This window comes from Pseudonocardia benzenivorans CB1190 (assembly GCF_000196675.2).
GTDB lineage: Bacteria > Actinomycetota > Actinomycetes > Mycobacteriales > Pseudonocardiaceae > Pseudonocardia > Pseudonocardia benzenivorans.
Genome location: NC_015312.1, coordinates 3,582,876 through 3,608,123 on the forward strand (window position 1 = coordinate 3,582,876; position 25,248 = coordinate 3,608,123).

Genomic DNA, 25,248 nt, shown 5'->3' on the forward strand with positions numbered 1-25,248 from the left:
CCGCGAGGCCGGGGTCAGCGCGCGGGCGGCGGCGCCGGGTAGCCGGGCGGGGGCTGCTGGCCGCCGTCGTCGCCCTGCTCGCGGCCCGGCTCGGCCGGGCGGACCACCGGGGAGCCGCCGGGCGGGGTCGGCACCGAGCTCTCCCCGTTGTCGGGCCACTCCTGCGCACGCTGCTCGTGGCGCGGCTGCGGCGACGGCCGGCCCTGCGGCGCCTCGGCACCCTGCTGCGGCGGCCGGGGACCGGGCGGGGGCGACGGCGGCAGCTGGGGCTGGGCGGCGGCGATGGCCGGCGGCTCCGCGCCCAGCGGCGGGATCTCCTGGCGCGCCTGGGCCTCCGCGTTGGCCACGACGGCGGCGATCTCCGGGCTGGTGCGGGTGTCGAACCAGCCCTCCAGGCCGGGGTCGTCGTCCTCCGGGCGGTTCGTCGGGGCCGACCCGTCGTCGGGGCTGGGCTGGTAACGGAACACCCCGTCCTCGCCCGGCGCGCCGAGCATGCGCGTGAAGCCCTCCAGTGCCTTGCCGAAGTCGCTGGGCACCAGCCACACCTTGTTGGCGTCGCCCTGGGCCATCTGCGGCAGCGTCTGCAGGTACTGGTAGGCCAGCAGCTCCGGCGTCGGCTTGCCCGCCTTGATCGCCGCGAACACCTTCTCGATGGCCTTGGCCTGGCCCTGCGCCTGCAGGTAGCGCGCGGCCCGGTCACCCTGCGCCCGCAGGATGCGCGACTGCCGGTCGGCCTCCGCGTTGAGGATCGCCGCCTGCTTGGCACCCTCGGCGGTGAGGATCTGCGACTGCTTCTGGCCCTCGGCCGACCGGATCGCCGACTCCCGCTCGCCCTCTGCCGTGAGGATCATGGCCCGCTTCTCGCGGTCGGCCTTCATCTGCCGCTCCATCGACTCCTGGATCGACGGCGGCGGGTCGATGGCCTTGATCTCCACGCGCGCGACGCGGATGCCCCACCGGCCGGTCGCCTCGTCGAGCTCACCCCGCAGCTGGGTGTTGATCTGGTCGCGGGAGGTCAGCGTCTCCTCCAACGTCATGCCGCCGACCACGTTGCGCAGCGTCGTCGTGGTGATCTGCTCGACCCCGACGATGTAGTCGGAGATCTCGTAGACCGCCGAGCGCGGGTCGGTGACCTGGAAGTACACGACCGTGTCGATGTTGACCGTCAGGTTGTCCTGGGTGATCACCGGCTGCGGCGGGAACGAGACGACCTGCTCGCGCAGGTCGATGCGCTCGCGGATGCGGTCGACGAAGGGCACCAGGAACGTCAGCCCCGGGGGCTGGGTGGCCTTGTAGCGGCCGAGCCGCTCGATGACGGCGGCGGTGGCCTGCGGGATGATCTGCACGGCCCTGATCAGTGTCACCGCCACCAGCACCACGATCACCAGTACGACGACGAGCGTCACCGTGCCATCCACCCCGATCCCTCCCTGCCCACGGTCACCAGCGACCTTGAAGGGCCGCACCGTATCGCCCGGCGCTCAGTCGTCGGCGAGCACCATCGCGGTCGCGCCGGAGATCTCGATGATCCGCACGCGCGCACCGGCTTCGATCGTCTGCTCGTGGTCGTAGGCCTGCGCCGACCAGACGTCGCCGCCGATCTTCACGCGGCCACCGGTGTGATCGCCCCGGACCGCCGCCACGACGGTGCCGTGCCGGCCCACGAGCGCCTCGGTGTTCGTCGCGTGGTGCTCGATCGCCCGGTCCAGCCGGCGCCGCAGCGCCGGGCGCACCGCGAAGATCAGCAGCACCGACACGGCCGCGAACACCAACGTCGCCGGCAGCACCGACAGACCGAGCAGCGAGCCGAGCGCGGCCGCCAGCGCGCCGGTGCCGAGCATCAGCAGGAAGAACTCGCCGCTGAGCACCTCCGCCGCGATCAGCGCGACTCCGGCGATCAGCCAGATCAGTGCGCCCACGACACCGATCCTGCCAGAGATCAGTCGGCGACCGTGACGAAATCGATCAAATGCTCCACGGCGCCGATCAGGTCGGGCTCCAGGTCCCGGAAGCTGCGCACGGCCCCGAGCACCCGCCGCGCGCCGTCGGCGGGCTCACCCCAGCCCAGCGCGGCGCACACACCGGTCTTCCAGTCCACGCCGCGCGGCACCACCGGCCACTCCCGGATGCCGACCACCGACGGCTTCACCGCCTGCCACACGTCCACGAACGGGTGCCCGGTGACCAGCACGTCGGGTCCCGCGACCGCCTGTGCCGCCCGCGTCTCCTTCGACCCGGCGACCAGGTGGTCGACCAGGACGCCGAGCCGCCGGTGCGGGGCGGGCCCGAAGTCCGCGACCGCCGCGGCGAGGTCGTCCATGCCGTGCATCGGCTCGACGACGATGCCCTCGACCCGCAGGTCGTGGCCCCACACCGTCTCCAGCAGGGTGGCGTCGTGGATGCCCTCGACCCAGATGCGCGACGCGCGGGCGGTGCGCGCCTTCAGGTTCGCGACGGCCACCGACCCCGACGCCGACCGCCCGGGCCCCCTCGGGGCCGCCTTCGGCACAACCAGGGTCGCGGGCGCACCCTCGAACAGGAACGCCGCCGGCCGCAGCGGGAACACCCGGCGCCTGCCGTGCCGGTCCTCCAGCGTCACCTCACGGACGTCGACCTTCACGACGGCGCCGCAGAACCCGCTGCCCGGGTCCTCGACGACCAGCCCGGGCTCGGCCGGCACCTCCGGCACCCGACGGCGCACCGTGGCGCGGGTCCCGTCGCTGCCGAAGGCGCCGCGGTAGTCCTGTGAACGCAGGGGCACGTCGAGGTTGTACCCCGCGTCCGCCGCCGCCGCGGGGTCCGACACGCCGGGGCCGGGACGGCCGCGCGGGTCGACCGGCCGTGACCGGCGGGAACCGTCCGGTCACCCCGGGTGGTCACCGTTCACCCACCCGGCAGTCATGTCGTCGCCCGTCCGCGTTGGTTAGCCTAAGTCCCGTGTCCCGCGCTTCCGCGACCCTGACGGTGTGGGCATCGGCCTGGCTGGCCGGTGCCGCGGCCCCCGACGACGTGCTCGACGCGTTGGCGCCCTGGGCCGACGCGCACGACGTCCTCGCCGCCGACGACGCCGCGGCCGCCGCCACGGACCTGCCCGGTCCCGGCTCCCCCGCCACGTCGGTGACCTTTCTGCTCGCCGCCCTGCGCCGCGCCGCCCCCCGCGGCCAGGCCCGCGTCGTGCTGCCCGTCGCCGGCGACATCCGCGGCCTGCCCGGCCCCGGCGGCTTCTCCGACGCGGCGCTCGCCGCGGGCGAGGGCGTGCTGTTCCCCGACGCCGGGTTCGGCGCGGTCCCGTCCGTGGTCGCCGACGGGGTGCTGCGCTGGACGGTGCACGCGGTGCCCGACCCCGTCCCGCCCGCCGAGCACGTGCCGCTCAACCACGCCGAGTTCGACCTGCGCGACCAGGTGCGGCGGTCCGCGTCCGTGCTGACCTCGCTGGGCGTCGCGCGGCACCGGCCCGGGGTGCGGGAGGAGATCGCCGCCGCGCTGCGGTCCCGGCCCCGCTCGCTGTGGCCCGACGGGATGCCCGGACAGTCGCTGCGGGTGCTGCAGCACGCCGACGAGGTCGACGCGATCCTCGCCGCGGCGTCGGTCGACGAGCCGGGCGGCGCGCTGTCGGCGTCGGCTGCGGGTGCCCGCCGGGACGCGTTGCGCCCCATCGAGGCCGCGGTCCGGGTGGCCCGGCGCGCGGCCGTCGCCGAAGCGGTGCGGGTGCTGGCCACCAGCCCGGCGGTCTGAGGCTCACCAGCCCGCGAGATCGAGGACCTGGAAGGCCAGCCGCGCGGAGAGCAGCACGTCGAGGTCGGCCGGGTCGGTGCCGGTGAGCTCGCGGACGCGGCCCAACCGGTAGCGGACGGTGTTCTCGTGGACGTCGAGCGTCCTCGCCGTGGCCTGCACCTTGCCCTCGGCCGCCACGAACGCCCGCCACGTCGTCAGCAGCGGTCCGTCGCCCGCCTCGTGGGCGCGCACGGGCGCGACCAGGTCGTGGGCGAACCGCAGGGCCTCCTTCACCTGCCCGCTGTTCATCACGACCCGGAACAGACCCAGCTCGTCGACGGTGCGCACGCCCTCGCGCCACCCGAACGACGCGGCGAGCTCCTCGACCTCGCGCAGCTCGCGGTGCGCCCGCGGGAAGTCCGCCGCCGCCCTGCAGACCCGCGACACGACGGCGGTCCGCACGTCGAGCTGCGGGCCCAGCGACGCGACGACCTCCGCGACGTGGTCGCGCAGCTCGGCCGGCCCGCCGGCCCGCCCCCCGAGCCGCACGAGCACGACCACCGCTCCGGGCAGCCCGACCGCGGGCGGCTCGGCCCCGCCGAGCACCGCGGCGAAGCGGCGCACCACCAGCCCTCGTCCCGCCGACGCGCTCAGCTGCGAGACACCCCCGCCCACGGCGAGCCGGACGATCACGTGCGGCTCGGACAGGTCGATGCCGAACTGCGGCCCGCGGCGCAGCAGCTGCGCCTCGTCGCGCGTGCTGCGCAGCAGGTCGGACAGGAAGTCGTCGCGGGCCTGGCCCTCCGCCTCGATCTGGCGCCGCTCGGAGAGGATCTGCAGGGCCAGCACCGTCGCGCCGCTCTCGGCCAGCTTGGCGTCCAGGTCGCTGAGACCACGGCCGACCTCGACGACGGCCAGATAGCCGCCCGGCCGGCCCTCGATCGTCAACCGGGTCAGCTGGTGGCGGCGGCCGAACCCGACGGCCGGCAACATCGGCACGACCGTCGACGGCCGGCTCGCCGACAGTGCGGTCAGCGCCGTGCGCACCGCCGGGTGTTCGCGCGTGCGGCGGTCGAGCACGGGCGGCTCGGTCATCCGCAGCGCCGCCGGCGCCGCCCACGCCAGCACGCCGAACGCGTCGTCGTAGAGCACCACCGGTTTGGCGGCCAGCTCGCTGAGCATGGTGACGACGGCGCCGATGTCCGCGCCCTCGAGGACGGCATCGGTGAGCTTGTGGTGGACCGTCGCCAGGTAGCCGAGGACGTTCTTCTGCCGCACCACCTCGGCGGCCTTGGCGGCGAGCCGGCTGTTGAGCACCGCCTGCCGGATGAAGATCGCGGCGAGCCGGCCGAACAGCTCGGCCAGCCCGACGTCGTCGTCGGAGTAGGTGTGCTCCTCCTCGACGTTGTCGACGAAGATCAGCCCGATGACGTCGCCGTCGAACACCAGCGGGACGCCGAGCATCGCGCGCACCCGCCAGTGCTCCATCGTGCGCCGGTGGGGGCGCGGGTCGGCGGGCACGTCGCTGATCAGCACCGGGCGCCGGGTCGCGATGACCTCCTGGCTGAACGCGTCACCGGCGATGCCGGCCTCCTGGGCCTGCACGGCCGCGGAGATGTCGCCCTCGATCTCGCAGTGGCCGGCCGCGCCGGTGAACCGGTCGCCCCGGCGCAGGTAGACCGAGCAGCGGTGCACGGCCAGCAACCGGCACAGCTGCCGGCCGATGAGCTGCAGCAGGTCCTCCAGCCCGGGCGCGGTGATCGCCTCGGTGGTGATCTCCGCGAACGCGGCGATCACCTCGCGTTCCCGGCTGCGCGTGCGTGCCGATGCCACCCCCGACGGATGTGCCACCGAGCTCGTCACGCGCTCCACCTCCGACGTCCGGGGACCGGCCGCGATCCAGTCTGCCTGCGGCGCCGCCGGGACGGAAACGCCGTGCCGCGCCCGTCCCGGCGACCGCGCGCCGCTCAGACCGTGGCGCCGGTGCGCGCCTTCATCTTCTGCAGCTGCGGCACGACCTTCTCGCCGAACAGCTTCATGCTCGCGTGCACCTTGTCGTAGGGCAGTCCGGCGTAGGAGAAGGCGAGGTTGGCCATGAAGTCGCCCATGGCGTCGCGACGCTCCTCGTACTTGCCGATGATCTGCTCGGGCGTGCCGTAGACGTTGGCGTCGACATAGGCGTTGGCCGCCACCTCCATCCCGGCCTCGCGGATCATGTCCGCGCCGACCTGGTAGGTCTCGTAGCCCTTGGTCTCGCGCCAGTGCTTGCCCGCGAAGTCGTAGTGCTTGATCACCGACAGGAAGTACTTGGAGATGTACTCCGTCGCGACCGCCTTGGCCTCGTCCGGGTCCTCGTGGCAGTAGGTGAAGTCCTGCAGCAGCGGCGGGCCGGGCTCGGTGCCGTGCTTGGCGCGGTGCAGCTCACGCCACCGGTTGACGGCCTCGGCATGGGTCGCGGTGTCGTACTGCATGAACGTCATGAGCTGGGCGCCGAGGTCGGCCACGACGGGGATCGAGTCCGGGGACATCGCGACCCCGAACAGCCGCCCGTCCCAGCTGCGGTCGGGGCTCGGCGCCGGCCGCACGTTCACCCGGGCCTGCTTGTAGATGGGCCCGTCGTTCTCGACGTGCCCGTTGCGCAGCCCCCGGATGATGACGTCGGCGGCCTCGTTGAACCGAGGGCGGGCCTCGTCCATCGGCGTGTTGAAGCCCTCGTACTCCATCTTCGCCAGGCCGCGGCCCATCCCGAGCAGCACGCGGCCGCCGGAGAGGTGGTCGAGCATGACGGTCTTCTCGACGACCCGCAGCGGGTCGTTCCAGGGCAGGATGACCGCCCCGGTCCCCAGTTTCACCCGGGACGTTCGCGCCGCCAGGTAGGTCATGATCTGCAGGTTGTCCGGGCACATCGAGTAGTCGTCGAAGTGGTGCTCGGCCGACCACACCGAGTCGAACCCGTACTGCTCGGCGAGCACGCCGAGCTCCATGTCGCTGGTGAAGACCTCCTCGTCGCTCATGTCCTCGAACCAGTTCTGGAACACGAGCAGCACACCGACGTCCATGACTCTCCTTTGCTGGGGTGACAGTTCTTCGTTGACGTGTCGTGGACCGGCGTCAGCGGGCGAGTCCGCCGAACGAGGCCAGCAGGCCGCCGTCGACCGGGACGACGGCGCCGGTCATGTAGGTCGCCCCGGCCACGGCGACGACCACGTCGGCGATCTCCTCGGGATCGCCGACCCGCCCCGCGGGGATGGCCGCGAGGATCCGTTCGCGGGCCGGTCCGCTCAGCCCCGCCGTCATGTCGGTCTCCACGAAACCCGGTACGACGAGGTTGACCCGCACCTGCGCGGGCGCCAGCTCGACCGCGAGCACCTGGGTCAGGCCGCTGAGCCCGGCCTTCGCCGCGCCGTAGGCGGCGTCGCCGGGGAAGCCGCGGAACCCGACGACGGCGCCGACGTTGACGATCGCCGCTCCCGGCGACAGCCGCCCCACCACGGCGCGGCAGATCTCGAAGGCCCCGGTCAGGTTGGTGGCCACGACCTCGTCCCACGCCTCCCGGCTGAGGCTGGAGACCCGCCCGCCGCGGTGCGCGCCCGCGCAGTTCACCACCACGTCGGGGCCACCCAGCTCGTCGGCGACGCGGGCGACCGCCGCGGCCACGTCCTCGCTGCTGGTGACGTCGCACGGGATCTCCCGGACGAGGTCGGGCACCGCGTACGGGGTGGTCGCGGGTCCGCGGGCCAGCACGGCGACATGCCCGCCGGCCTTCGCGACCTTGTCGACGACGGCCTTGCCGATACCGCGGGACCCGCCCGTGACGAGCCAGGTCATCGCTTGAGGTGACCGAGGAGCTCGACCAGGTAGCGGTCGCGCTCCTCGAGGAACGGCGCGTGCCCGCTCGCGTCGAACGCGACCAGCCGGGCGTCGGGGATCAACGCCGCGGCGGCCTCGGCGCCGTCGAACGGGACGAACGCGTCCTGGCGGCCGTGCAGCAGCAGCACCGGAACGGCCAGCCCGCGCAGCAGGTCGCGCTGGTCGGTCGAGGCGAGGTCGCGCAGCGAGTCGTCGACCCGCGGCCCGGCCGCCATGAACATGGCCCACATCCAGTTGTTCACGTCGTCGCCGACCGGGACGGCGCAGACCGCCTGGGTGACCCCGCGGAACGTCGACGCCCGGTCCGCCGCGGCCGCCCCCAGCACGCCCTCCACGTCGTCGGTGGTCCCGCCGTGGGGCCAGTCCGGCGCCGCGGTGTAGCGCGGGGTGGCGCCGCCGGTGAGGACCAGCCCGCCGGCGGCGTCGCCGAGCCGCGCGACGGCGGCCGCCGCGACGGCACCGCCGAGGGACCAGCCGTTGACCACCGGGTGGTCCAGCCCCAGGTGCTCGCACACGGCGACGACGTCACCTGCCATCGCGTCGATCGACACGTCGGCGAAGTCGAGGTCGGAGCGGCCGCAGCAGCGCAGGTCGAGCACGACGACCTCGTGCCCCGCGCTGCGCAGCGCCGGCGCGACGGTGTCCCAGCAGCGCCCGTTGACCGCCCAGCCGTGCACGAGCACGACGGGGGTGCCGGTGCCGGAATGGTGCTCGAAGTAGATCCGGTGGGATCCCTCGACGTCGAGATGGGCCATGGTCAGCTCCTCACTGGACGGGTGACGGGGGGTCGCTCGGGGGCCGCGGCGCCGAACCGGCTCCGCAGCGCCCGCTTGTCGATCTTGCCGACGCTCGTGCGCGGCAGCGCGGCGACGAACTCGACGCGCTCGGGCAGCCACCAGCGCGGCACCTGCTCCGCCAGGTGGGCCCGCAGCTCCTCCCCGGTCGGGGCGGTGTCCGCCGCGGCGACGACGACGGCCAGCGGCCGTTCCTGCCAGCGCTCGTGGGGTACCGCGACGACGGCGGCCTCGCGGACCCCGGGGTGGGTGAGCACCGCCTGCTCGAGCGCGGCCGAACTGATCCACTCGCCGCCGCTCTTGATCAGGTCCTTGGCCCGGTCGACGATCCGCAGGTAGCCGTCGGGATCGATGGTCGCGACGTCCCCGGTCCGCAGCCAGCCGTCGACGAACGACTCGGGTCGCTCGTCGCGGTAGTAGCGGTCGGCCACCCACGGCCCGCGCAGCAGCAGCTCGCCGGTGGCGACGCCGTCGTGCGGGACGTCGCGCAGGTCCCCGGTCGGCAGGGCGTCGGGGTCGACGAGCCGCCACTGCAGACCCGGCAGCAGCCGGCCCTGGGTGCGCACGGCGGCCCGGCGGGCGGCGGGATCGGCCTCGGCCGCCGGGGTCGGCCGGGAGAACGTGCCCATCGGCGAGATCTCGGTCATCCCCCAGCCCTGGAACGTCGGCACCCCCAGCGCGTCGAGCGCGCGCAGCAGCTCGTCGGACGGCGGGGAGCCGCCGAGCACGAGCGCGCGCAGGCCGTGCAGGTCGGTGCCGGTGGCCCGGGCGTGCGCGACCAGGTCGACCGCGACGGTCGGCACCATCCCGGTGTAGGTCACCCGCTCGCCCGTGATCGCCGCGGCGAGGTCGGCCACCGACGGGTGCGGGCCGGGCAGCACCTGGGTCGCGCCCGCCATCAGCGCCGCGAACGGGATGCCCCACGCGTTGGCGTGGAACATCGGCACGACGTGCAGCACGGTGTCGCGTTCGCTGATCGCGTGCCCGTCGGCCAGGCACGCCGCGAACGTGTGCAGGAACAGCGCGCGGTGGCTGTAGCCGACCCCCTTCGGGGTGCCCGTCGTGCCGGAGGTGTAGCAGAGCGCGGCGAGGTCGTCCTCGGCGACAGGCGGTGGCCCGGTGACCGGCTCCCCGCCGGCCACCAGATCCTCGTAGGCCAGCGTGCCGGGTCCGGCGTCGCCGTCGGTGACGACGACACGCATCTCCGGCCGTGCCCGCCGGGCCCGCTCGACCTGCGGGAGCAGCGACGTGTCGACGACCAGCACGGTGTCCTCGGCGTGCCCGACGACATGGCCGATCTCGTCGGGACCGAGCCGGAGGTTGACGGTGTGCAGCACACCACCGGCCAACGGCACCGCCGAGTACAGCTCCAGGTGCCGGTGGTGGTTCCAGCAGCACGTCGCGACCCGGTCCCCCGGCCGCACGCCCAGCTCCACCAGCGCTCCGGCCAGCCGCCGGACCCGGCGGGCGTGGTCGCGGTAGGTGCTGCGGTGCACCTCCCGCCCGCCGTCGTACCCGACGACCTCGGTGCCACCGAACATCTGCTCCGCCCGGTCGAGGAAACCGGTGATCAGCAGCGGGTGCCGCGTCATCGGGGCCCTCACCCGCTCATCACTGCTCGCCCGCTCACCGGATCGCGGGCTCGCGGGCCGCGGCCAGCCGCTCCCGGACCTGCGGGACGACCTTCTCGGCCAGCAGCTCGATCCGGGCGTTGCCGCTCTCCACGCTCTCCCCCGGCAGCTGGGCCCAGAAGTGCACGTCGTCGATCTCGGGACGGTCGAGCAGCATCCGGGTCAGCTCGTCGACCGCGGTGGCCGGGTCCCACAGCGTGTAGGCACCCGCGGCGACGATCTGGTCCGCGTCGGCGAACGTCGGGACCTGCTCGGGCGGGCCGAACGCACCCCAGCCGATGTACTCGTTGAGCTGGTAGAGGGCGTGCTGCCCGATGCGGGCCCACTCGCGCTCCGGGTCGTCGGCGATGACGGCCCACTGGCCGGCCATGATCCGGCCACGCTCGACGGGGGTGTCGTGCCGGGCCAGCGCGTCGACGTAGCTCTGGTGGTGATGGTTCTGGGTGCTGAGGAACCCGTCGCCCAGGCGCGCGGCGCGGTCGATCGCCACATCGGCCATCGCGCCGATGAGCAGCCGCGGGGTCTGCTCCGGCACCGGGGTCACCGGCACGCCGGGGAAGCTGAAGCGGCGGCCCTCGAACGGCTCGTCCGAACCCGACCACGCGCGCCGGATGAGTGCGATGCCCTCCTCGAACAGGCTCGGCCGGTGCCGCAGGTCGCGGCCGAACGCGGCGAACTCCCGCCCCCAGTAGCCGAGCCCGACGCCCAGGTCGAACCGGCCACCGGTGAGCAACGAGACCGTGGCGGCGTCCTCGGCCACCCGGACGGGGTCGTGCAGCGGCAGCACGATCAGGTTGGTCCCGATCCGCATCGTCGACGTCCGTTCACCGACGGCGCCGGCCAGGGTGAACGGCGACGGCGTGTAGCCGTCGTCGCAGAAGTGGTGCTCGGTCAGCCAGACCGAGTCCAGCCCGAGCCGCTCGGCCCAGGCGATCTGGTCCAGCGACTCGCGGTAGACCGAGCTGAACGGACGCCGCCAGGCGGCGGGATTGCGGAAGTCGTACCAGAGGCCGAAGTTGCAGCCGTCTCTCACGGGGGGCTCCCTCGTCGGTGCGCGTCGTCGCGCAGCGGATCGAGTCGGTGACGCGCCGAGCATGGTCGACGGGCGACGCCCGTCACAGTGCCGTGTCGTCGGGGTGTTGTGGCTCTCCACAAACGCGCGAGGCGGCCGCTCACCGACGCCCGACGGCCAGTCCGGCACACGCCATCGCCTCGTCGAGCAGCGCGGGCACGTCGTGCTCCAGCGCGGCGGCGTACGGGGTGTCGAGCACGCCCGACCGGTACTGCGCGTAAGCGCCCTCGACGATCGCGGCGAGCTTGTAGAGCGCCAGCACCCGGTAGTAGGCGAGGTCGCCGACGGGCCGGCCCGTCGCACGCTCGTAACGGTCGAGCAGATGCTCGCGCGGCGGTGCTCCGGGCAGCCGCGACACGCCCTGCACCGCGGGCATCGCGACCGTCGCGCACGGCCGGTCACCCCAGAACGCGAGCAACAGCCCCACGTCCAGCAACGGGTCGCCGACGGTCGCCAGCTCCCAGTCGATCACGCCCCGCAACCGCGGCGCGGCCGCGGCGAACAGGCAGTTGTCCAGGTGGAAGTCCCCGTGCAGCAACCCGGTCGGCGAGGCGTCGGGCAGCCGATCGGTCAACCATCGGGCCAACGGCCCCATCGCCGGCAACGGTCGGCACGCGGTCTGCTCCCACTGCGCGTACCAGCGGCCCGGCTGGCGGCGCAGGAAACCGTCGGGCCTGCCGAATCCGGTCAGCCCGACCGCGGCCGGGTCGACGCGGTGCAGGGCGGCGAGGGCGTCGACGAGGTCGTCGGCGGCGGCGGTCAGCGCGCCCGGATGCGCCGCCCAGCCCGGCGGGACGGTGTCGGTGACCGACAGCGCGTCCCCGACGTGCTCCATGACCAGGAACGGGGCGCCCGCCACGGCCGGGTCCTCGCACAACGCGATCGGTCGCGGGACCGGGACCGCCGTCCCGTGCAGGGCCGTGAGCAGCCGGAACTCGCGCGCGACGCCGTGTGCCGACGACGACACGGCCGCCCGCGGCGGGCGCCGCAGGACGTAGCGCCGCCCGTCGCCGCCGCGCAGCAGGTGCGTCTCGTTGGAGTTCCCGCCGGCCAGCGGCGCGCTCCGCCACGGCCCCTGGGCCCCGACGTGCCGGTCGAGCCAGCGCGCCAGCGGCGCCGCGACGTCGGCCACCGCGCCACCGCGCTCGCGCGGTGTCGGCGTCGTGCTCGCGGGCCCGCGCAGTGGAGACCGGCCGCTCACTGGACCGCCTGGGCGTCGAACCGCTCGCGGAAGGTCTCCAGCGCCGCGGCCCGGCGCGTCGGGATGTGCTCGGTGGGCGGCAGCGTCGGCCGGTAGTTCCGCAGCAGCCTGCGCGCCACCGTCACCCGGTGCACCTCGTCGGGGCCGTCGTAGATCCGGGCCGCGCGGGCCCACCGGTACATCTGCTCGAGTGGCATGTCGGTGGAGAACCCCAGCGACCCGTGGACCTGGATGGCGCGGTCGATGACGTCGTGCAGCACCGCCGCCCCGTAGTACTTGATCATGGCGATCTCGGTGCGCGCCGCCGAGGCGCCGACCTGGTCGATCGTCCACGCGGCCTTGAGGGTGAGCAGCCGCGCGGCCTCGATCGCGGCGGCGCTGTCGGCCACCCAGTTCTGCACGGTCTGCTTGTCGGCCAGCGGACCGCCGTGGACGTCGACGCTGACCGCGCGCTCGCAGAGCATGTCGAACGCGCGGCGGCACACCCCGATCCAGCGCATGCAGTGGTGGATGCGCCCGGGGCCCAGCCGCTTCTGCGCCAACGTGAACGCCTCGCCGCGGCCACCCAGCAGGTTCTCGGCCGGCACCCGCACGTCGTGGTAGCCGACCTCGGCGTGCGACCACACCGGCATGTCGTGGTTCGGGTCGTTCATCAGGCCGAGCTCGCGGACCTCGATCCCGGGCGCAGTCGTCGGCACGATGATCATCGACATCCGGTGGTAGGGGTCGGCGTCGGGATCGGTCACCGCCATGACGATGTGGAAGTCGCTGCGCCCGGCGTTGCCGACGCACCATTTGCGGCCCTCGATCACCCACTCCCCGCCCTCCTCACCGCCCTCCAGCCGCGCCGACGTCGTGAGCTGGCGCGGGTCGGACCCGGTGCCCTGCTCGGTCATCGCGAACGCGCTGAGCAGCTCGCCGTCGAGCAGCGGGCGCATCCACCGCTCGCGCTGCGCGGGCGTGCCGGCGACGGCGATCAGCTCGGCGTTTCCCGAGTCGGGGGCCTGGCAGCCGAAGACGAACGGGGCCAGCTCACTGGTCCCCAGTACCTCGTGCAGCAGGCCGAGCTTGAGCTGCCCGTAACCCTGCCCGCCGAGCTCGGGATCGAGGTGCGCGGCCCACAGACCGTTGGCCTTGACCTGCTCCTGCAGCGGCGCGGCGACGCGACGGAACCCTTCGTGGTCGAGGTCGAGCACCTCCAGCGGGTAGATCTCGTCACGGACGAACTCCCGGGCCCAGGTCAGCTTCTCCTCGAAGCCGGGATCCGTGGCGAAGTCCCACGCCATCGATGTCTCCTTCCGTCGCGGCGGAGCCGGGCGGCCCCGCGGCGACGGTAGGGACGCGGCCGCGGCCGGGGCGACGGCCCGACCGGCGACCGGTTGGAGGTCACTCCAAGGACTCGGCCGCCGCGCGGCCGCCGCCCAGGGTGGCGACGAGCAGTGCACGCAGGTCGTCGGGCAGGGCGCGCTCCCGCGCCAGTGCCAGCTCGGCGCGCAGCTCGTCACGTTCCCGGCGCAGCGCGTCGCGCTCCGCGGCCACGTGCACGGACCCCTTCTGGGCGGCCCGCAGCTCGTCGAGCTCGCGGCGGGCCGCGTCGCGCTCGGCGCGCAGCCGGGCCGCGTCGGCCGCGGCGTCGGCGTACCGCGCCGCGGCGTCGGCAACCGCGGCGGCGCGCGCGTCCCGCTCCCGGGCCAGCTCTGCGGCCGCCGCCGCCGCGCCCGCGGCCGCGGCGGCGGCCTCACCGCGGGCGGCCGCGGCGGCGTCGCGCGCATCGTCGACCTGCGCGCGCAGCGCGTCGACCTCGGCCTGCCACTCCGCCGCCCGGCGCGTGGCGGCATCGCGTTCGGTCTCGGCCCGCTCGGCGCGGACGGCCGAGTCACGGGCCTGACGCTCGGCCTCGACACGGCCGTGCTCCGCTGCCGCCGCGGCGTCGTCGGCGGCGGCGCGTGCGGCCGTGGCCTCGTCGGCGCGCTGGCGCGCGGCGCCCAGCTCCTCCGTGGCCTCGATCGCCTGCCGCGCCGCCGCCGCCGCGCGGCCCACGGCGTCGGCGCGCTCCCGGTCGGCCTGTTCGGCGTGCTCGCGGCTGCGTCGCGCGGCCCGTTCGGCCTCCTCGCGGGCCTGCTCGGCGGCGGCCCGGGCCGCCGTTGCCGCGGCGGTCTCCCGGTTGGCGGTCTCGACGGCCGCGACGGCGTGTGCCTCGACCTCGTCGAGGCGGGTGCCGATCGCGGCCAGCGCCTCGGTCAGCGCCGTGACGGGTCCCTGGAGAGCGGCGACGTGCTCGCGGAGCCGGTCGGCGTCGAGCGCGAACCCCGCGCTCGGCGCGTCCAGGCCGAGTGCGCCGAGGGCCTCGCGTTCGGCCCGGGCCATCTGCGCACAGGTGCGGCCGCCCTCCCAGCGGGTGTCGCGACAGAAGGACCGGGGCCGTCCGCCCTGGGGCCCCGGGGGTGGCAGCTCCGCCCGGCATCGGCTGTACCCGCACCTGACCTGCTCGTCGATCACCGCCGGACCGTAACTGTTGGAGTTTCATAAACCACGTAACTGGTTCGGCGTTTCAAAACTGAATCTCTCCTGCCAACGAAACCATCGTTTCGTTGGCGCACCGGCGTGGCGCGACGATCCGGCCGCGTCGCCGGGCGAGGATCGACCCGTGATCGACGACCCCCTGCTCGTGCTGGAAGCCGGCGCCGCGCCGGCACCCGGCCACGCACCCGCGACCGTCGAGACACCCGAGTGGCCCGGCGTCACCGACCCCGACGTCCTGCGGGCGCAGCTGCTCGACTGGTTCGCGCAGTACGACAACGCGGGCACCCGGCGGACCTACGCCTACGCGTTGGGGCTGCCCGTCGCCTGGGTCGACGCGCTCGGCGGGGCCCACTCCCCCGACACGCGCGCGGCGCGCCCCCGACCACCCGCCGCCGCACCCGGCCCGTTGCACGCCCTGGCCTGGTTCCGGTGGTGCGCCACCCGCGACCTCGACCCCCGGGTCGCGACGTCCGCGCACGTCAAGGCGTGGTTGCACGCCCTGTCGGCGGCGGGCGCGGCGCGGCGCACCCGGCAGCGGATGCTCGCGACGTTGTCGGCGCTCTACGGCCACCTGGCCGAGACCGGCGCCGTTGCGGCGAACCCGGCGGCGATCGACCGCCGGCGGCTTGGCCTCGTCGTCAGCACTCGCGAGCCCTCACCGACGATCCGGCTCACCGCGCAACAGGTCCGCGCCCTCCTCGACGCGTCGGGGACGCTGCGGCACGGACCGGCGCTGCGGACGCTCTACGCGACGCGGGCCCGCGCGGTCGTCGCCCTGCTGACCCTCGGGCTGCGGATCTCCGAGCTCACCGGGCTGGACCGCGACGATCTCCTCCGCACCGGCGGTGACCAGGTTCTGCGGGTGCACGGCAAGGGAGGCGTGCGGCGGGAGGTCTACATGACCGACCTCGCGCAGCAGGCACTGTCCGATTATCTGGCCGAACGCGACCGGCTCGGGTCGACCGCGACGCCGGCCCGCCGCGGGACCTCACGAGCCGTGGCCGAGCCCCTCATCGCCACCCGCGACGGCCATCGCTGCTCACGCGTGGACCTGTACCGGCTGTTGCGCCGCATCGCCGCCGCGGCCGGCCCCGCACTCGCCGACGTCGCCGACCGGATCCACCCCCACGCCCTGCGGCACGCCTACGTGACGATCGCGCTCGAGCAGGACGCCCGCATCCAGCACGTGCGCGCCGACGTCGGGCACGCCTCGATCACGACGACCGAGCACTACGACCGCGGTATGCGCACCCGCGACACGACGGCGGCGGACCTGGTCGCGGCCGCGATCGCCGCGGCGGACCCGCCGACCACGACGGGCGACCCGTCGTCAGCCGCGGCGGACCCGTCGGCCGCCGCGGGCGACCCGTCCCCGCCCGCGGGAGTCCGCGATCCGTCGTGAGTGGCGATGGTCGCCATGGCGACCGTCGCCACTCACACTCACGGGCGGCGGCGCGGGCGCGGCACGCAGCAGTCGACGGCGCACGGCGCCCCGTTGACGGTGCAGCCCGCCCGCGCGACGGTGCCCGATCCGCGGGGGGCGACGCCGGCGGTGTGCTCGGCCATGAGCTCGACGACCATGTCCGCGAAACGGGGGTCGGGCCCGGCCGTCGCCGCCCGGGCGAACGCGAGCCCGAGCCCGTGCGCGAGCTCGCGCAGCTCCTCGTCGAGGTCCCAGACGACCTCGACGTGGTCGGACACGAACCCGATGGGCGCCATGACGACCGCCGGCACCCCGGCCGCGGCGAGCGCCTCGACCGTCGGCTCCGGCTCGGGCGTCAGCCACGGCACCTGCGGCGGCCCGGAGCGCGACTGCCAGACGAGGTCGTACTCCTGCAGCCCCAGCTCGGCGGCGACGAGCCGCGCGGTCTCGGCGACCTGCCGGGAGTAGCGGTGGTGACCCTCGGCGGGTACGCCATCGGTCTCGTCGGCGGCGACAGGGATCGAGTGCGCGGTGAACACGACCCGGGCGGCGTCGCGGACCTCTGCGGGCAGCGACTCCCGGGCGGCGCGTACGGCGTCGGCGTTGGCGGCGACGAACGCCGGGTGGTCGTAGAAGTGCCGCAGCTTGACCAGCTCCGGCGCGCCGTCCCCGACCGCGGCGCGGGCTCGGGCGATGTCCTCGGTGTACTGCCGGCACGCCGAGTAGCCGCCGTAGGCGCTGGTGGCGAACACCAGTGCCCGCCGGACACCGTCGCGGGCCATCTCCGCGACGGTGTCCTCGACCATCGGGTGCCAGTTGCGGTTGCCGAAGTAGACCGGCACGTCCGTGCGCGCGCGCACGGCCTCGATCAGCTCACGGTTGCGCGCGTTGATCGGCGACACCCCGCCGAACGGCGTGTAGTGCTCCTCGACCTCGTCCAGCCGCTCGGGTGGCACGTTGCGCCCCCGCACGACGTTCTCGAGGAACGGGCGCACCTCGTCGAGACCCTCGGGGCCACCGAACGAGAGCACGAGCAGTGCATCGACCTCCACGCGCCCGTCACACCCCGATCGCGTGGAACCCGCCGTCCGCCCACACCATCGAGCCGGTGGTGACGGGCAGCCAGTCGGACAACATGGCGCACACCGTCTTCGCGACCGGAACCGGGTCGTTCACGTCCCAGCCCAGCGGGGCCCGCCCGTCCCAGGCGTCCTCGAACGCCGCGAAACCCGGGATCGACTTCGCGGCCATCGTCCGGACCGGCCCGGCCGCGCACAGGTTGACGCGGATCCCCTTGGGGCCCAAGTCACGCGCCAGGTAGCGGGTCACCGACTCCAGCGTCGACTTGGCGACGCCCATCCAGTCGTAGGCCGGCCACGCCTGCCGGTTGTCGAAGTCCATCCCGACGACCGAGCTGCCCGGCCCGAGCAGCGGCAGCACCGCCGTCGCCAGCGACTTGAACGAGTACGCGCTGACCTGGATCGTCGTCGCGACGTCCTCCCACGGCGCGTTCATGAACGCACCCTCGCCCAGGCACGACGCCGGGGCGAAGCCGATGGAGTGCAGCACGCCGTCGAGGCCCGGCTCGTCACCGAGGTGCGGGCTGACGCGCTCGACCAGCGAGTCGAGTTGCGACTGGTCCGACACGTCGAGCTCGACGACGGGGGCGGCCTCGGGCAGCCGCTGCGCGATGCGCTCGACGAGCCGCATCCGGCCGAAGCCCGTCAGCACCACCTGGGCGCCCTGTTCCTGGGCGATCTTCGCCGCGTGGAACGCCAGCGAGGCGTCGGTGATCACACCGGTGACCAGCAGGCGCTTACCGTCGAGCAGTCCCATGAGGACCCTTTCTGGGGAGGGAACAGGGAAGGTCAGTGGCCCATGCCGAGGCCGCCGTCGACCGGGATGACGGCCCCCGTGACGTAGCCGGCGTGCTCGGAGCCCAACCAGGTGACGGCCGAGGCGACCTCCTCGACCGCGGCGTAGCGGCCCAGCGGCACCTGGGCGACGATTTCGGCGCGGCGGGCGTCGGACAGCGCGCGGGTCATGTCCGTGTCGACGAACCCGGGTGCGACGACGTTGGCGGTGATGCCGCGCGAGCCCAGCTCACGGGCGACCGAGCGGGCCAGCCCGACGAGCCCGGCCTTGGAGGCGGCGTAGTTGACCTGGCCGGGCGAGCCCATCAGCCCGACGACGGACGAGACGAAGATCATGCGGCCGCCCTTCGCGCGCAACATGCCGCGCGACGCGCGCTTGGCGACGCGGTAGGCGGCGGTCAGGTTGGCGTCGACGACCCGGGTGAAGGAGTCCTCGCTCATCCGCATGAGCAGCCCGTCGTCGGTGATCCCCGCGTTGGAGACCAGCACCTGGACCGGGCCGTGCTTGTCCTCGACCTCGCCGAACGCCCGGTCGACGGCCTCGGCATCGGTGACGTCGCACTGCACGGGCAGCAGGTCGTCGGGCAGCCCGTCGGCGCTGCTGCGGTACGTGACCGCCACCTGGTCGCCCTGGGCGGCGAACGCCTGGGCGATGGCCAGGCCGATCCCGCGGTTTCCTCCGGTCACCAGCACGCTGCGTCCCACGTCCGGAGAACCTAGTGCACGACGAAGATCGCCGGACCGCCCGTCAGGGCAGCCTGCGCCCCAGCGCGATGCCCCCGCCGAGCCCCAACAGCAGCAGGATCGCCCCGCCGATCAGCCACGGCCGGCTCGTGTCGACCTGCCGGGTCTCGTAGCCGATCTGCTCCCCCAGCTCCGAGTACACCTGCCTGAGCTGCGACTCCGACGCGGCGGTGAAGAACTGGCCGCCCGACAGCGACGCGATCTGCTGCATCGACGCGTCGTCGACGGCGACGCGGGTCCGCCCGCCCTCGATGTCGATCGTCCCGTAGTCGGTGCCGAAGGAGATCGTCGACACAGGGATCTTCTCGGCGGCGGCCTGCTTGGCCGCGGTGAACGAGCCGCGCGGGTCGTTCTCGCCGTCCGGGCCGGGGACGGTCTGCTTGCCGTCGCTCATCAGCACGATGCGCGCGGGCGGCGGCCCCTCGGTGCCCGACGCGGCGACCGTGCGGGAGAACGAGTCGATCGACTGCAGCGCCGCGAAGATCGCCTCGCCGGTCGCGGTGGACTCCGAGAGCTTCAGCCCGTCGACCGCCTGCTTGACCGCGGTCCGGTCGGTCGTCGGCGACACCAGCACCGCGGCCGTGCCCGCGAACGACACGAGCCCCAGGTTGATCCCGGGGGTCAGCTGGTCGGCGAACGACTTCGCCGCGGCCTGCGCGGCCGCCAGCCGCGTCGGTGCGACGTCGGTGGCCTGCATCGACAGCGACACGTCGATGACCAGCACGACCGTGGCCCGGTTGCGCGGCACCTTCGCGTCGGCCTGCGGTCCCGCGATGGCGACGACCAGCACCGCCAGCGCCAGGATCATCGCGGCCGCCGGGACGTGCCGGTACCAGCCCGGGCGCCGCGGCGCGACCGTGTCGAGCAGCTCCAGGTTGGTGAACTTCACGACGTCGCGCCGGCGCCTGCGCAGCAGCAGCAGGTACCCGGCGACCAGCGCGGCGACGACCAGCAGCGCCAGCAGCCACCACGGATGCGAGAACGTCACCGGCCGCCTCCCGACCAGGTCCGCTTGCGCGCCAGCGCGAACCGCACGATGTCGGCGATCCAGTCGGAGTCGGTGCGCAGCGTCAGCCGGGCCGCGCCGCAGCGCCGCAGCGTCGTCGCGACCCGGTCGCGGTGCGCGCCGGCGGCGGCCGCGAACTCCCGGCGCAGCAGCGGGGTCACGTGGACCTCGCGCTGACGGCCGGTCTCGGGGTCGGCCAGCACGACCGTCCCGGCATCGGGCAGGTCGAGCTCGGCGGGGTCGAGCACCTCGACGGCCAGCAGGTCGTGCCGAGCCGAGAGCCCGCGCAACGCGCGCTCCCACGTCGGCTCGCCGAGGAAGTCCGAGACCACCACGGCCAGGCCGCGGCGGCGCGCCGGGCGGCGCAGCTGCTCCAGCGCCTCGGCGAGGTCGCCGCGCGTCCCCTCGGGAGCCCTGGGCACCTCCGCGACGCGACGGACGAGCCCCCGGGCGTGCGCCACGCCGCCGCGGGCGGGGACCCGCACGGTGTGCTCCCCCGTCGTGACGAGGGCACCGATGCGGTTGCCGCCACCGCGGGTGAGGTGCGCGACCGCCGCGACCGCGGCCACCGCGAGGTCGCGCTTCTCGCAGGCCGCGGTGCCCATGTCGAGGCTCGGGGACAGGTCCACCACGACCCACGTCTCCAGCTCGCGGTCGGCGACCGTCTCGCGGATGTGCGGCTCGGTGGTCCGCGCGGTGACCGCCCAGTCCATCCGCCGCACGTCGTCGCCCGGCTGGTAGACCCGGGCCTCCCCCGGCTCGGTGCCCGGGCCGGGAACCAGCCCGAGGTGGTTGCCCTGCAACAGCCCGTCGAGGCGGCCCCGGACACTCAGCTCGAGCGTGCGCAGGGCGGCCTCCAGGCGGCCGTCGCGCAACGACGGCGGCGCCGTCGCCGGCCTGCGGGCCGCGGCACCGCGCGGGACCGGGGCCGGCGCGGCCGTGGCGTCACCGGTCACGGCGGCCGCTCACCGGGCGGCACCCGCCGGGCTGAACTGCGGCCGGGCCGTGACCTGGGGCAACGGCACCGTCTGCAGGACGCGCGAGACGATGTGCTCGACCGGCACCTGGTCGGCCACCGCGTCGTAGGACAGCACGAGACGGTGCCGCAGCACGTCCGGCGCGACGTCCAGCACGTCCTGCGGGAGCACGTAGTCGCGGCCACGGACCAGGGCGAGCCCACGGGCCGCCGCGACGATCCCCAGCGTCGCGCGCGGGGACGCGCCGTAGGAGACCCACCCCGCGACGTCGGCGAGGCCGTGCTCGGCCGGCGTCCGGGTGGCGACGACCAGTCGCACCACGTAGTCGACCAGCGCGTGGTGCACGAACACCCGCGACGCGGTGCCCTGCAGCCGGGTCAGCACCGTGGGGTCGATGATCTGCTCGGCGACGGGCGGCTCCGCGCCCATCCGGTAGACGATCTCGCGCTCCTCCTCGACGCCCGGGTAGTCGACGACGATCTTGAACAGGAAGCGGTCGCGCTGCGCCTCGGGCAGCGGGTAGACGCCCTCGTTCTCGATGGGGTTCTGCGTCGCCAGCACGAGGAAGGGGTCGGGCATCGGGAACGTGCGGCCGCCGATCGACACGTGCCGCTCGGCCATGACCTCCAGCATCGCCGACTGCACCTTGGCCGGCGCCCGGTTGATCTCGTCGGCCAGCACGAAGTTGGCGACGACCGGGCCGAGCTCGACGTCGAACTCCTCGCGGCCCTGCCGGTAGATGCGGGTGCCGAGGATGTCGGCGGGCACGAGGTCGGGCGTGAACTGCAGGCGCGCGAACGAGCCGCCGACGACCTTCGCGACCGTCTCCACCGCCAGCGTCTTCGCGACGCCGGGCACCCCCTCGATGAGCAGGTGGCCCCTGGCCAGCAGCCCGACCAGCATCCGCTCGACGAGCTGGTCCTGGCCGACGATGACGCGCTTGACCTCGAACACGACGCGCTCGAGCAGCTCGGCGTCGCGCGCGGGGGTCGGTGCGGCCCCGCCGGCCTGGGAGTCGGCCGGGGAGTCGGCCTGGGGCTCGGGACGGGAATCGGGCACGCTCACGCGTCCATCCAACCGGCCGAGCCGTATGACGCCGGTGAGCCGGTCAGAACATCCGGGCGACGGTCGGCAGCAGCCCGGCGTAGCGCACCGGGCTGATCCGCACCGACGAGCCGGAGTACGGCGCCTCGATCATCTTGCCGTTCCCGATGTAGAGCGCGATGTGGTAAACGCGCCCGTTGCGGGCCCACGCCAGCATGTCGCCCGGCCGCATCTGCGAGAGGGGCACCTGCCGGCCCGCGGCGTGCTGGTTGCCGCTGTAGCGCGGCAGGTTGATCCCGACGCCCGCGAAGGCGTAGAGCATCAGCCCCGAGCAGTCGAAACCGACCTTCCGGTAGTCGCCGAACTGGTCGGCGACGCCGCCGTCGCGGATGCCCAGGCTCGGGCCGCGCGCCGTCCCGCCACCCCAGGCGTAGGTCACCCCGAGCTGCGACATGGCCCGGTCGATGACGGTCTGCACCTTCGCCGACGCGCTGCGCGGCACCGACGCGGGCGGTGCCTGCCCCGCCCTGGCCGCCGCGGCCCGTTGCTCGGCCGCCTGCCGGGCGGCTTCGGCCGCCGCCTGCTGGGCCTGCCAGTCGTCGAAACGCTGCCGCTGTGCCCGCAGCCCCGCGTCGGCGTTCTGGGCGGCGTCGAGCTGACGTTGCACCTCGGCCTGCTGGGCGCCGACCTGCTGGAGCTTCTGCGCCTGCGCCGCGGCCTGCTGCTGGGCGTCGGCCAGCGCCGCGTCGGCCGCCTGCTTGGCCCGGGCCGCCGCAGCGGCCCGGTCGTCGGCCTCCTGCTGGGCCTGCCGGGCGAGGGAGTCCGCGTTGGCCTTCTCGGCGCGCGCCTTCTGCAGCCCGTCGAGGGCGGCGGTCTGCTGCTGGGCGATGTAGTCGGTCAGCTGGGCGCGGTCGATGAAGTCCGCGGGCCCGCTCGACGACGTGAGCAGCCCGAGCGGGCCGAGGTCGAGGCCGCCCTGGTAGGTGTTGGCGACGAAGTCGTCGAGGCGGGCGCGGGCGGCGTCGATGGCCGAGCCCGCCGCCTGCGTCTCGGTGCGGGCCTGCTGCGCCTTCAGCGCGGCGTCGGCCGCGGCCTTCTGCGCGGCCGTGTAGGTGTCCTGCGCGGCGTTGGCCGACTCGTGCTGCTCGGCGACCTGGATCTGCAGGTCGTCGGCCTGCGCCTGGAGCTCGTTGAGCCGGTCGGTCAGCCGGGCGACCTGCGCGGCCGTGCCCGACACCGTGTTGCGACTGTTCTGGAGGTCCTGGTCGCTGGGGTTCGGCGGCGGCGTCGGGGGCGGCGCGGCCAGCGCGGCCGGCGTGCCGCCCGCGAATGCGAGAGCAGCCGTCAGCACGACCACGAGCACCGCGCGCCCGACCCGCACGACACGTCTCCCCTCCGGCCGCGATGATCACCCGGCGCGGCCGGGGTGACTGTGCCATTCGAGGGACGCGTTCCCAACCACCACACGCTCACCGTCAAGAACTTCCACCACATGGCGTAACGGTTAGTCTGCGTCCGACAAGGGGGAGCTAGCACCCCCTGAGTGCGAATCCAGACGTAGTGCTGGCCCCATTCCGGGCTCGACACGACTCGCAGATCATCGTCGGGGCCGCACCGGGCGGTCACGCGCGATACACCGAGGGGACTCATGACCGACGACCAGGGACGTGGAGCAATGCCCCCCGGGCAGCCGTGGCCGCAGGACGGCGGGCAGCAGGGCTGGGGGGCCCCGCAGCCCGCGCCCGGACAGCAGCAGTGGGGCGACCCCCAGGCCCAGCAGGCCTACCAGCAGCAGCCCTACCAGCAGGGATATCCACAGCAGGGATATTCACAGCAGGGATATCCGCAGCAGGCCTGGCAGCAGCAGCCGGCGTGGGGTGCGCAGCCCGCAGGCGCGGCGCCCGGCGGCTGGCAGGGCGGGCCGCAGCAGACGGCGCAGTACCCCGCCGCGGGCTACCCGCAGGCGCCCGTGCCGCAGCCGGCCTGGGGTGGCGAGGGTGGGCCGCCCGGGTACCCGCCCCCGCCCGGGTTCGACGGGTCGGGCGGCCAGCCGCCCAAGCGCAAGCGCTGGCCGCTGATCACCGCGCTCGTGGGCGTCGTCGTCGTGATCGCCGCCGTGGTCGTCGGGTTCACGGTGTTCGGGGGCGGCGGCGCCAACACCCCCAACGCGGCGGTCACCCTGCTCGCGCAGGACCTGACCGACGACAACTACCTCGACGCGCTCAAGACGCTGCACCCCACCGAGGCCAAGCTCGCCGTCGACGCGAACCAGGTCCTCGGCGACCAGCTCAAGCGGCTGCAGATCCTCAAGCCCGACGCCGACCCCACCGCGTCGATCGGCACGGTCGAGTTCAAGGACCTGAAGTTCGACGAGGGCGCCCAGGAGAAGGTGCGCGACAACGTCGTCATCAACAAGCTGGTGGCCGGGACGATCACGCTGAACCAGGACCCGGCGAAGATCCCGTTCACCGACGACTTCAAGAACCGGGTGTTCAAGGACGGCGTCCCCGGGGCGGAGAACACGACGATCAACATCGCCGACGAGGTCAAGCGCAACGGCGAGCCCATCCGCATCGCGACCGTCGAGGTCGACGGCAAGTGGTACGTCAGCCTCTTCTACACGATCGCCGACTACGCGCTGCACCAGGAGAAGAAGGCCTGGCCGACGACGTCGGTCCCGGCGCGTGGCGGCAGCAGCGCCGAGGACGCGCTCAAGCAGACCGTGCAGGCGATCGCCGACCAGAACGCGCAGCGGCTCGTCGAGCTCGCGCCGCCGACGGAGCTCGCCGTCGTGCACGACGCGGGCCAGGCGATCATCGACTCCGCCGGGCGCCCGCGGCCGTCGGGCCTGCAGGTCACGACGCTCGAGACCAACACCGAGACCGTCCGCGGCTACACCGCGATGTCGCTCAAGCGGCTGGTGCTGACGCAGGACGGCCAGCAGATCACCGTCGCCCGCGACGGCGACTGCCTCTCGGTCGAGGTCCAGGGCCAGTCGCAGCGGTTCTGCAGCGCCGACATCACGCAGCTGGCCGGGCTGGGCTCGACGACGTCGTCACTGCCGCCGTCGGTGCAGCAGCTGCTGCCCAAGCTGATGACGGCCGTGCTCGACATCAAGGTGATGGCCTCCGAGGAGGGCGGGTCCTGGTACGTCAGCCCGTCGCAGACGGTCCTGCAGGCCTACGCCGACATCCTCGGCGTGCTGCAGCCGCAGGACGTCAAGGACCTACTGGATCTCGCCGGTAACTGACGTCACGCCGGCCGTCGCCGGAGCCGAGCGGGGCACGGGTGCACACTGCCCGTGCCCCGCTGCCGTGTGACGGTGCCGGGCCTGCTCGACCCGCAAGTAGGACAGGCGTACTGTTTGGGTCGAGG

The 25,248-nt window shown here is 74.2% G+C and carries 22 protein-coding genes; 3 read left to right on the top strand and 19 right to left on the bottom strand.

Annotated features, from left to right (window positions below):
* Window positions 1–14 precede the first annotated feature (14 nt).
* From PSED_RS16895 to PSED_RS16905, 3 genes are all read right to left on the bottom strand, one after another.
* Window positions 15–1,418: an SPFH domain-containing protein gene (locus PSED_RS16895; protein WP_013675465.1), complete on the bottom strand. Its 1,404-nt coding sequence runs from the start codon at window positions 1,416–1,418 to the stop codon at window positions 15–17.
* Between the two features lie 63 nt (window positions 1,419–1,481).
* On the bottom strand, window positions 1,482–1,919 hold the full coding sequence (locus tag PSED_RS16900; RefSeq protein WP_013675466.1) for an NfeD family protein: 438 nt from the start codon (window positions 1,917–1,919) through the stop codon (window positions 1,482–1,484).
* A gap of 20 nt (window positions 1,920–1,939) precedes the next feature.
* The gene (locus tag PSED_RS16905) at window positions 1,940–2,755 is read right to left on the bottom strand and encodes a DUF3097 domain-containing protein (RefSeq protein WP_049803697.1); all 816 of its coding nucleotides are present in this window, start codon (window positions 2,753–2,755) and stop codon (window positions 1,940–1,942) included.
* 182 nt (window positions 2,756–2,937) lie between these two features.
* Between PSED_RS16905 and PSED_RS16910 the strand changes: the two genes are divergently transcribed.
* A complete protein-coding gene (locus PSED_RS16910) occupies window positions 2,938–3,735 on the top strand; it encodes a hypothetical protein (protein ID WP_013675468.1) in 798 nt (265 codons plus the stop codon).
* A gap of 3 nt (window positions 3,736–3,738) precedes the next feature.
* Here the strand turns inward: PSED_RS16910 and PSED_RS16915 are convergent, their stop codons facing one another.
* The 9 genes from PSED_RS16915 to PSED_RS16955 form a co-directional block, all read right to left on the bottom strand.
* Window positions 3,739–5,577, bottom strand: coding sequence for a helix-turn-helix domain-containing protein (locus PSED_RS16915; protein WP_013675469.1), 1,839 nt, complete (start codon window positions 5,575–5,577; stop codon window positions 3,739–3,741).
* Between the two features lie 104 nt (window positions 5,578–5,681).
* Window positions 5,682–6,773 (bottom strand): LLM class flavin-dependent oxidoreductase, encoded by a 1,092-nt coding sequence (locus PSED_RS16920; protein WP_013675470.1) that lies wholly within the window; start codon window positions 6,771–6,773, stop codon window positions 5,682–5,684.
* A 52-nt stretch (window positions 6,774–6,825) separates the two neighbouring features.
* A complete protein-coding gene (locus PSED_RS16925) occupies window positions 6,826–7,542 on the bottom strand; it encodes an SDR family NAD(P)-dependent oxidoreductase (protein ID WP_013675471.1) in 717 nt (238 codons plus the stop codon).
* Window positions 7,539–8,339: an alpha/beta fold hydrolase gene (locus PSED_RS16930; RefSeq protein ID WP_013675472.1), complete on the bottom strand. Its 801-nt coding sequence runs from the start codon at window positions 8,337–8,339 to the stop codon at window positions 7,539–7,541. The genes PSED_RS16925 and PSED_RS16930 overlap by 4 nt, the downstream gene beginning before the upstream one ends.
* Before the next feature lie 2 nt (window positions 8,340–8,341).
* Window positions 8,342–9,970, bottom strand: coding sequence for a long-chain fatty acid--CoA ligase (locus tag PSED_RS16935; RefSeq protein ID WP_013675473.1), 1,629 nt, complete (start codon window positions 9,968–9,970; stop codon window positions 8,342–8,344).
* Window positions 9,971–10,004: 34 nt separating this feature from the next.
* Window positions 10,005–11,042: an LLM class flavin-dependent oxidoreductase gene (locus tag PSED_RS16940; RefSeq protein WP_013675474.1), complete on the bottom strand. Its 1,038-nt coding sequence runs from the start codon at window positions 11,040–11,042 to the stop codon at window positions 10,005–10,007.
* Window positions 11,043–11,181: 139 nt separating this feature from the next.
* A complete protein-coding gene (locus tag PSED_RS16945) occupies window positions 11,182–12,213 on the bottom strand; it encodes a phosphotransferase family protein (RefSeq protein ID WP_158511318.1) in 1,032 nt (343 codons plus the stop codon).
* A gap of 65 nt (window positions 12,214–12,278) precedes the next feature.
* Window positions 12,279–13,568 (bottom strand): acyl-CoA dehydrogenase family protein, encoded by a 1,290-nt coding sequence (locus PSED_RS16950; RefSeq protein ID WP_013675476.1) that lies wholly within the window; start codon window positions 13,566–13,568, stop codon window positions 12,279–12,281.
* A gap of 100 nt (window positions 13,569–13,668) precedes the next feature.
* A complete protein-coding gene (locus PSED_RS16955) occupies window positions 13,669–14,781 on the bottom strand; it encodes a coiled-coil domain-containing protein (RefSeq protein WP_143770509.1) in 1,113 nt (370 codons plus the stop codon).
* A 148-nt stretch (window positions 14,782–14,929) separates the two neighbouring features.
* Between PSED_RS16955 and PSED_RS16960 the strand changes: the two genes are divergently transcribed.
* On the top strand, window positions 14,930–16,207 hold the full coding sequence (locus tag PSED_RS16960; protein WP_013675478.1) for a tyrosine-type recombinase/integrase: 1,278 nt from the start codon (window positions 14,930–14,932) through the stop codon (window positions 16,205–16,207).
* A 38-nt stretch (window positions 16,208–16,245) separates the two neighbouring features.
* Here PSED_RS16960 and PSED_RS16965 read toward each other — a convergent pair whose 3' ends face one another.
* The 7 genes from PSED_RS16965 to PSED_RS16995 form a co-directional block, all read right to left on the bottom strand.
* Entirely contained in the window at window positions 16,246–17,280 is a 1,035-nt protein-coding gene (locus PSED_RS16965) for a ferrochelatase (RefSeq protein WP_013675479.1), read from the bottom strand.
* Between the two features lie 7 nt (window positions 17,281–17,287).
* Complete coding sequence (gene fabI, locus PSED_RS16970) at window positions 17,288–18,064, bottom strand: enoyl-ACP reductase FabI (protein ID WP_013675480.1); 777 nt, start codon at window positions 18,062–18,064, stop codon at window positions 17,288–17,290.
* Window positions 18,065–18,096: 32 nt separating this feature from the next.
* The gene (fabG, locus tag PSED_RS16975; RefSeq protein ID WP_041759752.1) at window positions 18,097–18,807 is read right to left on the bottom strand and encodes a beta-ketoacyl-ACP reductase; all 711 of its coding nucleotides are present in this window, start codon (window positions 18,805–18,807) and stop codon (window positions 18,097–18,099) included.
* 43 nt (window positions 18,808–18,850) lie between these two features.
* On the bottom strand, window positions 18,851–19,834 hold the full coding sequence (locus PSED_RS16980) for a VWA domain-containing protein (RefSeq protein ID WP_013675482.1): 984 nt from the start codon (window positions 19,832–19,834) through the stop codon (window positions 18,851–18,853).
* A complete protein-coding gene (locus PSED_RS16985) occupies window positions 19,831–20,808 on the bottom strand; it encodes a DUF58 domain-containing protein (protein ID WP_013675483.1) in 978 nt (325 codons plus the stop codon). The genes PSED_RS16980 and PSED_RS16985 overlap by 4 nt, the downstream gene beginning before the upstream one ends.
* 9 nt (window positions 20,809–20,817) lie before the next feature.
* Window positions 20,818–21,798 carry an AAA family ATPase gene (locus PSED_RS16990; RefSeq protein WP_233899467.1) on the bottom strand — a complete coding sequence of 327 codons (981 nt, stop codon included), beginning with the start codon at window positions 21,796–21,798 and terminating at the stop codon, window positions 20,818–20,820.
* A 139-nt stretch (window positions 21,799–21,937) separates the two neighbouring features.
* The gene (locus tag PSED_RS16995) at window positions 21,938–23,254 is read right to left on the bottom strand and encodes an NlpC/P60 family protein (protein ID WP_013675485.1); all 1,317 of its coding nucleotides are present in this window, start codon (window positions 23,252–23,254) and stop codon (window positions 21,938–21,940) included.
* Window positions 23,255–23,521: 267 nt separating this feature from the next.
* Between PSED_RS16995 and PSED_RS17000 the strand changes: the two genes are divergently transcribed.
* Entirely contained in the window at window positions 23,522–25,123 is a 1,602-nt protein-coding gene (locus tag PSED_RS17000) for a hypothetical protein (protein WP_013675486.1), read from the top strand.
* Window positions 25,124–25,248 lie beyond the last annotated feature (125 nt).

Bases quoted from the DNA above. Each gene is read 5' to 3' on its own strand.
- PSED_RS16935 (WP_013675473.1), bottom strand. From the start codon at position 9,970: ATGACGCGGCACCCGCTGCTGATCACCGGTTTCCTCGACCGGGCGGAG.
- PSED_RS16920 (WP_013675470.1), bottom strand. From the start codon at position 6,773: ATGGACGTCGGTGTGCTGCTCGTGTTCCAGAACTGGTTCGAGGACATG.
- fabI (WP_013675480.1), bottom strand. From the start codon at position 18,064: ATGGGACTGCTCGACGGTAAGCGCCTGCTGGTCACCGGTGTGATCACC.
- PSED_RS16950 (WP_013675476.1), bottom strand. From the start codon at position 13,568: ATGGCGTGGGACTTCGCCACGGATCCCGGCTTCGAGGAGAAGCTGACC.
- PSED_RS16925 (WP_013675471.1), bottom strand. From the start codon at position 7,542: ATGACCTGGCTCGTCACGGGCGGGTCCCGCGGTATCGGCAAGGCCGTC.
- PSED_RS16930 (WP_013675472.1), bottom strand. From the start codon at position 8,339: ATGGCCCATCTCGACGTCGAGGGATCCCACCGGATCTACTTCGAGCAC.
- PSED_RS17000 (WP_013675486.1), top strand. From the start codon at position 23,522: ATGACCGACGACCAGGGACGTGGAGCAATGCCCCCCGGGCAGCCGTGG.